The organism is Microbacterium sp. MYb64, assembly GCF_002979495.1.
GTDB lineage: Bacteria > Actinomycetota > Actinomycetes > Actinomycetales > Microbacteriaceae > Microbacterium > Microbacterium azadirachtae_A.
On the sequence record NZ_PCOW01000005.1, the window covers coordinates 1 to 11,496 of the forward strand.

An 11,496-nucleotide genomic window follows, 5' to 3' on the forward strand; every position below is an offset into this window, starting at 1 on the left:
TGCGGCCTCGGCGGCGATGCGCAGACTCCGGCGCAGAAGGCGTGGGCCGACGCGGAGCGTGTCGCTCGAACATACATACGAGCAGGTGCGTAGACTGCTTTCATGATCTCCTCCCTGCGTGGCACCGTGCTGTCCGCGACCACGGATTCCGTCATCATCGAGGTCGGAGGAGTCGGTTTCTCCGTCGCCGTGCCCGGTGACGTCGCGCACACCGCCCGGGTCGGGCACGAGCTGCGCCTGCACACGTCGCTGATCGTGCGCGAGGACGCGCTGTCGCTCTACGGTTTCGCGGATGCCTCCGAGCTCGAGGTGTTCGGGCATCTGATCTCCGTCACCGGAGTGGGGCCGAAGTCCGCCCTGGGCGTGCTCTCGCACCTCTCGGTCGACCAGATCGCCACCGCCGTCGCCGCAGACGACGATGCCCCGTTCCGCCGCGTGTCCGGGATCGGGCCGAAGACGGCCAAGCTCATCGTTGTGCAGCTCACGGGCAAGCTGCAGGCTCCGGTCGCGACGCCCTCCTCTGCATCGATCCCCGACGAGATCGGCACGCAGCTGATCGCGGCCCTCATCGGCCTCGGCTGGTCCGAGCGCATCGCCGCCGAGGCCGCAGAGCGGAGCACCACCGAGGCGAGCGAGACCGAACGCGGATCCGTCGCGCTCCTGCTGCGCCGCACGCTCGCGACCCTCGGACCGGCTCAGGGCGGAGCCGCTCGTGGTTGAGTTCCACGACTCCGGCGAGGCCGTCGACGAGGTCGAGCTGGCGATCGAGGGAGCGCTGCGTCCGACGAGCCTGAGCGAGTTCGTCGGTCAGCACAAGGTGCGCGGCCAGATGAAGCTGCTGCTCGAGGCGGCGAGGATCCAGGACCGGCCCGCCGACCACATCCTGCTGTCGGGCCCTCCGGGACTCGGCAAGACGACGCTGGCGATGATCGTGGCGCACGAGAGCGGGCGGCCGCTGCGCATGTCGAGCGGTCCCGCCATCCAGCACGCCGGCGACCTCGCCGCGCTGTTGTCGAGCCTGACCCCGGGGGAGGTGCTGTTCATCGACGAGATCCACCGGATGGCGCGCTCCGCGGAGGAGATGCTGTACCTCGCGATGGAGGACTTCCGCATCGACATCATGGTGGGCAAGGGAGCAGGGGCGACGAGCATCCCGCTCGAGCTCGCCCCGTTCACTCTGGTGGGCGCGACCACGCGCTCCGGACTGCTGCCGAACCCGCTGCGCGACCGCTTCGGCTTCACCGCGCACCTGGAGTACTACGAGGCGGACGAGCTCGAGCGGGTCGTCGAGCGCTCCGCCATCGTGCTCGGCGTCGGCGTGCCCGCGGTGGCACGGGCGGAGATCGGTCGGCGCTCACGCGGCACCCCTCGCATCGCCAACCGCCTGCTGCGGCGCGTGCGCGACTACGCGCTCGTGCACGGCGGAGGATCCTCGGCCTCCGTCGAGGACGTGAAGGCCGCCCTGGAGCTCTACGACGTCGACCGGATCGGCCTGGATCGCCTGGACCGTGCGGTGCTGGACGCGATCGTCCGCCGCTTCCGTGGCGGCCCCGTGGGCCTCAGCACCCTCGCGGTCTCGGTGGGCGAGGAGGCGGACACGATCGAGAGCGTGGTGGAGCCGTACCTCGTGCGGATCGGCTTCCTCGGCCGCACGCCCCGCGGGCGCGTGGCGATGCCGGAGGCGTATGCGCACCTCGGCGTCGCGCACCCCGAGGGTGCCGCGTTGTTCGATGACCTATAATCGCTGGAGACTTTCACTGTCCCCACCCTTCTGCGCACCCACCGCCGGCGCGCGCCCCGAAAGGCACCTCTTCGCATGAATCTCGCGACCTTCTTCTCGCAGTACGGTCTGTTCTTCGTCCTGGCCATCCTGCTGGTCTTCATGGTGTTCTCCACCCGTCGGCGCAACAAGCGCATGAAGGAGGAGCAGGAGAAGAAGGCCACGCAGACCATCCCCGGCGCCAAGGTGCTGCTGCAGGGCGGCATCTACGGCACGATCGTCGAGTTCGACGCCGAGAACCTGGACCGTCCCGCCCGCGTCGAGGTGGCGCCCGGCGTGGTCATCGAGGTGCACTCGCAGGCGATCCTGCGCATCGTCGACGAGGAGCAGGACGCACCCGTCGTCGACGAGACGCACACGCCCCTCGACGAGCAGACCCCGCTGGATGAGCAGACGCCGCTCGACGAGCGCGCCAAGGACATCCGCATCGAGTCGGCCGAGGAGACCCGCGCGCGCCTGGAGCGCGAGGCCGACGACAAGAACTGACGCGGTCCGCGCTCGGCGCAGGACTTCCCTCCGGACAGACCGTCCCCCTCAGAAAGCGAAGAACCTTCGTGGCATCGTCTTCTCCCGTCAAGCACGCCTGGCGGGTCCTGCTCGGCCTGCTCATCGCCATCGGCGTGCTGTTCGGCCTGAACGCGCTCGGCGTGTACGGCTTCGGCAAGAGCTCCTGGACCCCTCAGCTGGCCCTGGACCTGCAGGGCGGCACGCAGATCATCCTCAGCGCGCAGACCGCTGACGGCAAGGATCCGAACGCCGACCAGCTCACCCAGGCGGCGCAGATCATCCGTCAGCGCGTGGACGCGTCGGGTGTCGGGGAGTCCGACATCACCACCGAGGGCGGCCGCAACATCGTCGTCCAGATCGCCGGCAAGGCGGACGAGGCCACGCGCAACCGGATCCAGGCGAGCGCCAAGATGGAGCTTCGCGCGGTGCTGGCGGCCACGGCGCCGTCGACATCATTCGTGGGCGACGACGGCAAGTCGACGCCGTATCCGACGCCGGCTCCGGACCTCGCGTCCACGCCGTCGCCGTCGCCGACCGACGGCAGCGACATGTCGTGGGCCACTCCGAAGCTGCAGGCCCAGTTCCTCGCATACGACTGCAAGACCAAGCGCGATGCGGCCAAGCTGCCGGCGGATCAGCCGCTCATCGCCTGCGACAGCAGCGATCAGGCCAAGTACCTGCTCGGCCCGGTGGAGCTGGACGGCACGTCGATCAAGGACGCCACGGCGGGCCTGAACCAGCAGAACGGGCAGTGGGAGGTCAACCTGACCTTCGACAGCAAGGGCACCGATTCGTTCGGCAAGGTCAGCCAGCGCCTCTACGCGTTCACGCAGCAGGGCCAGACGCCGCGCAACCAGTTCGCGTTCGTGCTGGACGGCTCCGTCATCTCCGCGCCGACCATGAACGGCGTCATCCTCGACGGTCGTCCCTCCATCAGCGGCTCGTTCACGCAGGAGACGGCCAAGAGCCTCGCCGACCAGCTCAAGTTCGGTGCATTGCCGCTGAGTTTCACGGTGCAGAGCTCTGACACCATCTCGGCGACGCTCGGATCTCAGCAGTTGCAGATCGGCCTCATCGCCGGTCTCATCGGCCTCGGACTCGTCGCCATCTACTCGCTGCTCAGCTACCGTGCGCTCGGCTTCGTGATCATCGCGTCGATCGGCGTGATGGCCGTCATCACCTACGTGCTGATCTGCATCCTCGGCTGGCGGATGGGCTTCCGCCTGTCCCTCGCGGGTGTCGCCGGTCTGATCGTGTCGATCGGATTCACGGCCGACTCGTTCATCGTCTACTTCGAACGAATAAGGGACGAGCTGCGCGACGGCAAGTCCATCACCGGCGCGGTGGAGGACGGCTGGAGCCGTGCCAAGCGCACGATCTACATCTCCAAGTCGATCAACATCCTCGCCGCCGTGGTGCTGTACATCCTCGCCGACGCGACCGTGAAGGGCTTCGCGTTCACGCTGGGTCTGACCACGCTCATCGACGTGCTGATCTTCGTGGTGTTCACGCACCCGGTGATGCAGATCCTCGCTCGCACCCGCTTCTTCGGCAACGGTCATCCGCTGTCGGGCATGGACCCCGAGGCGCTCGGCGCCGTGTACCGCGGACGCACCGAGTACCGCGCGGTGGCCCCGGCCTCCCAGGGCAAGGCGGCGCGTGCCGGCCGCTCCCGCGGTGAGGCCGAGCGACGCCAGACCATCGCCGAACGAAAGCGCGCGGAGTCCCTCACCTCCGCGGACCAGGGCGCGAGCCGGAACGGGGAGAACGACTGATGCGCTCCATGAACGAGCTCGGCAACGACCTCTACTCCGGCAAGACCTCCTTCCCGTTCGTCGGGAAGCGGCGGGTCTGGTTCATCATCGCGATCCTGCTCGTCGTCGGATCGGCCCTCGTGCCGCTGTTCCGTCCTGTGCAGTTCTCGATCGAGTTCACCGGCGGCTCGCAGTTCACGGTCGAGGCGCCCTCGAACCGCAATCAGGACATCGCGACGACCGCGGTGCGCTCGGTGCTGCCCAACGTCACCACCAAGGTGACCACGGTCAACAACCGCGACATCCGCGTGCAGACGGCCCAGCTCAAGAACGAGCAGCAGAGCCACGACGTGGCCGCCGCCCTCGCCAAGGCCTACGGCGTCGCCGACGACAAGGTGAACACGTCGTTCATCGGCCCGAGCTGGGGCGAGGGCGTGACCCGCCAGTCGCTGTGGGGTCTCGCGATCTTCCTCGCGCTGACGTTCCTCATCCTCGCGATCTACTTCCGCACCTGGAAGATGTCGGCGGCCTCGATCCTCGGCCTCCTGGACGTGCTCGTGATCACGGTCGGCGTGTACGCCCTGGCGGGCTTCGAGATCTCTCCGGCGGCTGTCATCGGCTTCCTGACGATCCTCGCGTACTCGCTCTACGACACCACTGTCGTGTTCGACAAGATCCGTGAGAACACGAGCGAGGAGGGCACCAAGTCTTCCCGGACCTTCGGCGAAGCGGTGAACCTCGCGGTCAACCAGACCCTGATCCGGTCGATCAACACCGCGGTCATCGCGGCGCTGCCGGTCGGCGCGATCCTGTTCATCGGCGCCTTCTGGCTCGGAGCGCAGACGCTGACCGACATCTCGCTGTCGATCTTCGTGGGCATCATCGTCGCCGCGTACTCGACGCTGTTCGTCGCCGCCCCGCTGTACTCCCTGTTCCGTGAGAACGAGTCGGGGATCCGCGAGCACGACAAGCGCGTGCTCGCCGCCCGGGAGCGCGCCACGGTCAGCGCGGTGGAGGTCTGACCGGCCGATGCGTCCTGCCGTTCCGGGCGCTTGTAGGATGATCTGCCTGGAGGTCGGATGAGCGAGGTCGGGACGACGCCTGGGGCACCGGCGCAGGGGTCGAGTCTGCGCAGGCTCGTGCCCCGGATCTTCTCGCGCGCGCCTCGGATCAACGACCTCGACAACCTCATCCGCACGGTTCGGCAGAACCATCCGCGCGGCGACCTCGCGATCATCGAGCGCGCTTATGCGGTCGCGGCGGAGAAGCATGAGGGGCAGAAGCGCCAGAGCGGCGAACCGTACATCACGCACCCGCTCGCGGTGGCGCAGATCCTCGCCGATCTCGGGCTGGGGCCGCGTGCGATCGCGGCCGCGCTGCTGCACGACACGGTCGAGGACACCGGCTACGCGCTGACCGATCTGACCGCGACGTTCGGCGACGAGGTCGCGATGCTCGTGGACGGCGTCACGAAGCTCGACAAGGTCAAGTACGGCGACAGCGCCCAGGCCGAGACCGTCCGCAAGATGATCGTCGCGATGTCGAAGGACATCCGGGTGCTGATCATCAAGCTCGCCGACCGCCTGCACAATGCCCGCACCTGGGGCTTCGTCCCGCCGGAGAAGGCGGCGAAGAAGGCCACCGAGACGCTCGAGATCTATGCGCCGCTCGCGCATCGGCTCGGAATCCAGGCGATCAAGTCCGAGCTCGAGGATCTGTCCTTCGCGGTGCTGCACCCGAAGATCTACGCCGAGATCGACAGCCTCATCAAGCAGCGCACCCCGCAGCGGGAGAAGTACATCCGCGAGGTGGTGGACGCGGTCGAGAGCGACCTGCGCGATCTGCGCGTGCGCGGCAAGGTCGCGGGCCGACCGAAGCAGCTGTACTCCGTCTATCAGAAGATGGTCGTGCGCGGACGCGAGTTCGACGACATCTACGACCTGATCGGGATCCGCGTGCTGGTCGGCACGGTGCGCGACTGCTACGCGGTGCTCGGCGCCATCCACGCGCGCTGGACGCCGCTGCCCGGCCGGTTCAAGGACTACATCGCCACCCCGAAGTTCAACCTCTACCAGTCGCTGCACACCACCGTGATCGGCCCCGGCGGCCGCACCGTCGAGATCCAGATCCGCACGCACGAGATGCACCAGCAGGCCGAGTTCGGCGTCGCGGCGCACTGGATGTACAAGGAGCGGATGAACGGCGGCGGCAAGGGCTCCACGGCCGACGCCGACATGACCTGGCTCGCGCACATCTCCGACTGGCAGGCGGAGACCGCCGACCCCAGCGAATTCCTGGACTCCTTGCGCTTCGAGATCGGCGCGAAGGAGGTCTACGTCTTCACGCCCAAGGGCCGGGTCATCGGGCTCCCGTCCGGAGCGACGCCGGTCGACTTCGCGTACGCCGTGCACACCGAGATCGGCCACCGCACGATGGGCGCCAAGGTCAACGGCCGCCTCGTGCCGCTGGAGACCGCGCTGAACAGCGGCGACGTCGTCGAGGTGTTCACCTCGAAGAACCCCGACGCAGGCCCCAGCCAGGACTGGCTGACCTTCGTGAAGAGCACCCGTGCGCGCAACAAGATCCGCGGCTGGTTCACGAAGGAGCGCCGCGAGGAGGCGATCGAGCAGGGCAAGGAGGCCATCGCGCGCGCCATGCGCCGGCAGAACCTGCCGCTGCAGCGCCTGATGAACCAGGACTCCTTCGCCGAGGTCGCGCAGCAGTTGCGCTATGAGGACGTCTCGGCGCTGTACGCCGCGGTCGGCGAGGGACATGTGTCCACGCAGTCCGTGCTGGAGAAGGTCACCGCGCTGATCTCCACGACCGAGGACACCTCGACCGGCGCGATCGACCTGCCCGCCCACGGGCGCAGCCGGGCCCCGCGCGAGGGCGACTCGGGTGTGCTGGTGCGCGGAGCCTCGGACATCCTCGTCAAACTCGCGAAGTGCTGCACGCCCGTTCCGGGTGACGAAATCGTCGGGTTCGTGACGCGGGGGAGCGGCGTGTCCGTGCACCGCTCGGACTGCGTGAACGTCAAGGCGCTGGCGGTAGAGAAGGATCGCATGGTCGACGTCGAGTGGGCGCCGACCACGCGCAGCATCTTCCTGGTGCAGATCCAGGTCGAGGCGCTGGATCGTTCCGGTTTGCTGTCCGACGTCACGCGGGTGCTCAGCGAGCACCACGTGAACATCCTGTCGGCGACCGTGCAGACCACCAACGATCGTCTGGCGCTGAGCCGGTTCGTCTTCGAGATGGGCGATACGGTGCACCTCGACCGCGTGCTGAACGCCGTGCGCAGGATCGACGCCGTTTACGACGTCTACCGCGTCACGTCCTCCTGAGCGTCCGTCGTCGCTCAGGAGGACGACGGACCAGCCCCGTGGGCGGCGAGGAAACTCGCGATGCGGTGGTAGCCGGGCCCATGGCGCATGGCCGCCAGGCGAGTGGCCGCGCGCTCGATGAGAGCCGGATCCGCCTGCACCAGCAGGAGCGCCCAGCGGTGCCGTTCCGGCAGCGTCGCGGGCCAGCGCAGCAGATCGATCACGGTGCGCTCGGGAGTCGTCACGGCGACGCCGCCGAAGTGCTGCACGTCCGCACAGTCCAGGGCGGGGTCGTGCACGATGATCCGACGCGTCGCGGGAGCGCGCAGCCGGCGGCCGGAGGCGCTCTGCAGCTCGTGCGTCTCCGGCGCCGCGTCGCCGGCGCCGTGTATCCAGGCTGCGCTCATGCCGGCGAACGCCGCGTCGCGCATCCCCGCGACGAGAGAGGTCAGCGAGGAGGCGCGCAGGACAGCGGTCTCGACGAGATCGGCGGGAGCGAAGGCCTCGCCGAGTCCGACCACATCGCCGTCCAGGCGCGCCGCCGTGAGCTCGGCCAGGGAGAGCCGGTCGCCGGGGATGTGGAGGAACGCGCTGCGCATGCCTTCAGTGTGGGGCAGACGCCGCAGGGCGGGGATCCGAAGACCCCCGCCCTGTGGACAACTCCGCCGATGCTCGGCGTGCGATGACTGCTCAGCCGTCGAGCGCGTTCAGCCAGGCGCGACGGGCCTCGAGAGCCTCGGTCGCCTCCTTGAGGGCCTTGGCGTTGCCGGACTTCTCGGCCGCGTCGCGCTCGGCCTCGAGCTTGGCGATGGCCTGCTGGAGCTGCTCGCTCATCGCGCCGGCGCGTGCCTTCGTCTCGGGGTTGTTGCGCTTCCAGTCGACGTCCTCGCGAGACTTGAGCTCCTGCTCGATGACGCGCAGACGGTCGTCCAGCGCGCGCTCCTTCTCGCGCGGGAAGATCCGTCCGACCTCGTCCCACTGGCGCTGGATGCGGGTCAGGAGCGCACGGGCCTTGGTGAGGTTCGCCTCGTCGGCGACGGCCTTCGCCTGCTCGAGCAGCGCGGTGCGCTCTTCGATGCGAGGAGCGGACTCCGCCTCGGTCGCCGCCGCCTGCTCGGCGCGCGCCGAGTAGAGGGCGTCGCCCGCGGCCTTGAACCGGGCCCACAACGCGTCATCGGCCTTGCGCCCTGCGCGGCCTGCGGCCTTCCACTCATCGAGCAGACCGCGGTAGGCGGGGATCCCGTCCACGCCCTTGGGCGCGAGCGCCTCCGCACGCTCGACCAGACGCGACTTGCGGTCGCGGGCGGCCTTGTGCGTCTCGTCGAGCTCTGCGTAGAACGCGCGTCGCTGGCGATCCACCGTGGCGCGCGCGTCGCGGAACCGCTTCCAGAGCTGGTTCGCCGCGCCCTTGGGCAGGCGGGGACCGTTCTGCTGGTGGTTCTGCCACGCGTCGAACAGCGCGCCCATCTCCTCGGTGACCTTCTTCCACTGCACGGAGGAGAGGTCCTGCGCGGCGATGGCCTCGGAGCGCTCCACCAGGGCGGTGCGCTCGGCGATCGCGGCGTCGACGGCGGCCTTGGCCTCGACCGCTTCCGCGGCGGAGGCGTCGGCGAGGGAGCCGGTCAGCGCGTCGAGGCGGGCACGCAGGTTCGCGAGATCGCCGACCGCCGCGGCGTCGGTGACCTCCACGACGAGGTGCTGAGCCTGCTTGGCGAGATCCGTGGCACCGGAGCCGCCGGCCTGCACGCGCTGCTCGAGCGTGTTCACCTTGAAGGCGATGTCCTCGAACTTGCGCACGAAGTAGGCGAGAGCCTCAGCAGGGGTTCCGTCGGGGTACTGCCCGACCTCACGCCACTCCTCGCCCTCGCGCACCGACACGGTTCCGTCCTCGGTGACGCGTCCCCATTCGGCGGCATCGCTCGTGCTCACCGCGGAGGGGGCGACGGGAGCGGCAGGCGCGGCGGGGCGGATCGCCGATGCCGGCGGGCGCGGCATGGCCGGCGGCCGGGGCATCGCCGACGGACGCGGCGCGGGCGCGGGGACGGGCGGCTGCTCCTCGGCGACCGGGGCCTGCTCGGGTGCGGCGACCTCGGTGGGCGCCTCTGCTTCCTCACCGGGAGCGTCGGGCTGCTCGGCAGGGACGGCGACCTCGGCGACGGCGGACTCGGAGGCCTCCGTCTCGACGACCTCGGACGCGTCGGCGACAGGCGTCGTGGCGTTCTCGGTGTCGGGCTGCGGGGTCTGCGCGGCGTCGATCGGGTTTTCGGGGATGTGCTCTTCGGTGGACACGGTGAACTCCTTGCGCGGCGTGCCGCGGGAGGCGGAAAGGACAGGGCCAGCCTAGTACGCCGGACCGGCGCGCGAGAGGGACGCGGCTCAGCCGGCCGGGGTCTCCGTCGCCGTCGGCGCAGGTGTGGGAGCGGGGCTCGGCACGTCCGTCGGGCTGATCGTCGGGGAGGGGGACGGGGCGGGCGCGGTGGCCTCCGCGTGCACGACCTGGCTCACGACGGCGCCGATCACGATGACGGCTCCCGCGACCACGGCGATCGTGTTGTCGCGCACCCTGCGTCGGACGCTCCCGGCGTGCAGATCCAGGCGCGCGGCGTGCAGACGGGCGCGCTCCTGCTGGACACGAGCGCGCTGGTCGCGGGCGTTCGTCGGGCGGTGAGCGGCCATGGATCCTCCCTGGATGTCGAGGACCGAGCCTATCGCGAGAGCCTCGGCCCTCCGCGCAATCCGGGGGTCGACGGCGCACCGCGCGTCGCACTGTCGGCGCACGCCGTTAGCCTTGACCGCATGACTCCTGCAGCTCCGCTGATGAGCGGCCAGACGCCGCTCGCCGTGCGGATGCGACCGATCTCTCTCGACGAGGTCGCCGGACAGCAGCATCTGCTGCGCCCCGGATCGCCGATCGTGAGCCTCGCGGATCCGGCGGCGAAGACCGCGTCCAGTGTCTCGATGATCCTCTGGGGGCCACCAGGGACAGGCAAGACCACCCTCGCGCAGGCCATCGCCCGGTCGTCGGGACGGCGCTTCGTGGAGCTGTCCGCCATCACCGCCGGAGTGAAGGACGTGCGCGAGGTGATGCAGGAGGCGCTGAACCAGCGCGACCTCTACGGCCAGTCGACGATCCTGTTCCTCGACGAGATCCACCGCTTCACCAAGGCGCAGCAGGACGCACTGCTGCCGGGGGTCGAGAACGGCTGGGTCATCCTCATCGCCGCGACCACGGAGAACCCGTCGTTCTCCGTGATCTCCCCGCTGCTGTCCCGGTCCCTGCTGCTCACCCTGAAACCCCTCACCGACGAAGACATCGGCGTCCTGATCGACAGGGCCGTGGCGGATCCGCGGGGGCTCAACGGCCGCGCCACCCTGGACGACTCTGCCCGCGCCGCACTGATCCGGCTCGCCTCGGGAGATGCGCGACGGGCGCTCACCGGCCTCGAGGCGGCAGCGGCCGTCGCGGCCTCGCCGGACCGCCTGACCGAGGACGAGACGCCGACCGTCACGGACGACGACGTCGCGCAGGCCGTCGACCGTGCGCTCCTGCGGTACGACCGCCAGGGCGACGAGCACTACGACGTCATCAGCGCGTTCATCAAGTCGATCCGCGGTTCCGACGTCGACGCGGCCGTGCACTACCTCGCCCGCATGATCGAGGCGGGGGAGGATCCTCGCTTCATCGCGCGGCGCCTCGTGATCTCCGCCTCGGAGGACATCGGCCTCGCCGATCCGCAGGCGCTCGTGATCGCCGTCGCGGCGGCCGACGCGGTCGCCTTCATCGGGATGCCGGAGGGGCGGATCCCGCTCGCGGAGGCGACCGTCTACCTCGCGACCACCGCGAAGTCCAACGCCGCGTATCTGGCGATCGATGCGGCGATCGCCGACATCCGTTCTGGAGGGTTCGGGCGGGTGCCCGTGCATCTGCGCGACGCGCACTACCCGGGGGCCAAGCGCCTCGGACACGGCAAGGGCTACCGCTATCCGCATGACAGCGACGCGGGGATCGTGCCGCAGCAGTACCTTCCCGACGAGCTGCAGGGGCGCCGCTACTATCAGCCCAAGGCCCTCGGCGGAGAGCGCGAGGTGCAGGCGCGCCTGGAGCGCATCAGGAGGATCCTGGGGGAGGGGTAGG

General features: G+C 69.6%; 10 protein-coding genes. 7 read left to right on the plus strand and 3 right to left on the minus strand.

Translation table 11 applies throughout. The features are described from left to right. Positions 1-102: 102 nt before the first annotated feature. The 6 genes from ruvA to CQ044_RS06375 all read left to right on the plus strand — a co-directional run bounded on the left by ruvA (position 103) and on the right by CQ044_RS06375 (position 7,382). Positions 103-720 (plus strand): Holliday junction branch migration protein RuvA, encoded by a 618-nt coding sequence (ruvA, locus tag CQ044_RS06350; protein WP_105687701.1) that lies wholly within the window; start codon positions 103-105, stop codon positions 718-720. Beyond that, complete coding sequence (gene ruvB, locus CQ044_RS06355; protein ID WP_105687702.1) at positions 713-1,741, plus strand: Holliday junction branch migration DNA helicase RuvB; 1,029 nt, start codon at positions 713-715, stop codon at positions 1,739-1,741. Before ruvA ends, ruvB begins: the two co-directional genes overlap by 8 nt. 75 nt (positions 1,742-1,816) lie before the next feature. Further along, a complete protein-coding gene (gene yajC, locus CQ044_RS06360) occupies positions 1,817-2,266 on the plus strand; it encodes a preprotein translocase subunit YajC (protein WP_105687703.1) in 450 nt (149 codons plus the stop codon). A gap of 68 nt (positions 2,267-2,334) precedes the next feature. Then, the gene (secD, locus tag CQ044_RS06365; protein ID WP_105687704.1) at positions 2,335-4,062 is read left to right on the plus strand and encodes a protein translocase subunit SecD; all 1,728 of its coding nucleotides are present in this window, start codon (positions 2,335-2,337) and stop codon (positions 4,060-4,062) included. Next, positions 4,062-5,063, plus strand: a complete 1,002-nt coding sequence (gene secF / locus CQ044_RS06370) for a protein translocase subunit SecF (protein WP_105687705.1) — start codon at positions 4,062-4,064, stop codon at positions 5,061-5,063. The genes secD and secF overlap by 1 nt, the downstream gene beginning before the upstream one ends. Before the next feature lie 57 nt (positions 5,064-5,120). Beyond that, positions 5,121-7,382, plus strand: coding sequence for a bifunctional (p)ppGpp synthetase/guanosine-3',5'-bis(diphosphate) 3'-pyrophosphohydrolase (locus CQ044_RS06375; protein ID WP_045273052.1), 2,262 nt, complete (start codon positions 5,121-5,123; stop codon positions 7,380-7,382). A gap of 14 nt (positions 7,383-7,396) precedes the next feature. On the opposite strand, the gene CQ044_RS06380 is transcribed toward CQ044_RS06375, so the two are convergent. The 3 genes from CQ044_RS06380 to CQ044_RS06390 all read right to left on the minus strand — a co-directional run bounded on the left by CQ044_RS06380 (position 7,397) and on the right by CQ044_RS06390 (position 10,037). Further along, positions 7,397-7,960 carry a type IV toxin-antitoxin system AbiEi family antitoxin gene (locus CQ044_RS06380; RefSeq protein ID WP_105687706.1) on the minus strand — a complete coding sequence of 188 codons (564 nt, stop codon included), beginning with the start codon at positions 7,958-7,960 and terminating at the stop codon, positions 7,397-7,399. A gap of 91 nt (positions 7,961-8,051) precedes the next feature. After that, complete coding sequence (locus CQ044_RS06385; RefSeq protein WP_308736922.1) at positions 8,052-9,650, minus strand: DUF349 domain-containing protein; 1,599 nt, start codon at positions 9,648-9,650, stop codon at positions 8,052-8,054. 87 nt (positions 9,651-9,737) lie between these two features. Further along, on the minus strand, positions 9,738-10,037 hold the full coding sequence (locus CQ044_RS06390) for a hypothetical protein (RefSeq protein ID WP_105687707.1): 300 nt from the start codon (positions 10,035-10,037) through the stop codon (positions 9,738-9,740). 120 nt (positions 10,038-10,157) lie between these two features. On the opposite strand from CQ044_RS06390, the gene CQ044_RS06395 reads away from it, so the two are divergent. Next, entirely contained in the window at positions 10,158-11,495 is a 1,338-nt protein-coding gene (locus tag CQ044_RS06395) for a replication-associated recombination protein A (protein WP_105687856.1), read from the plus strand. Position 11,496: the final 1 nt, after the last annotated feature.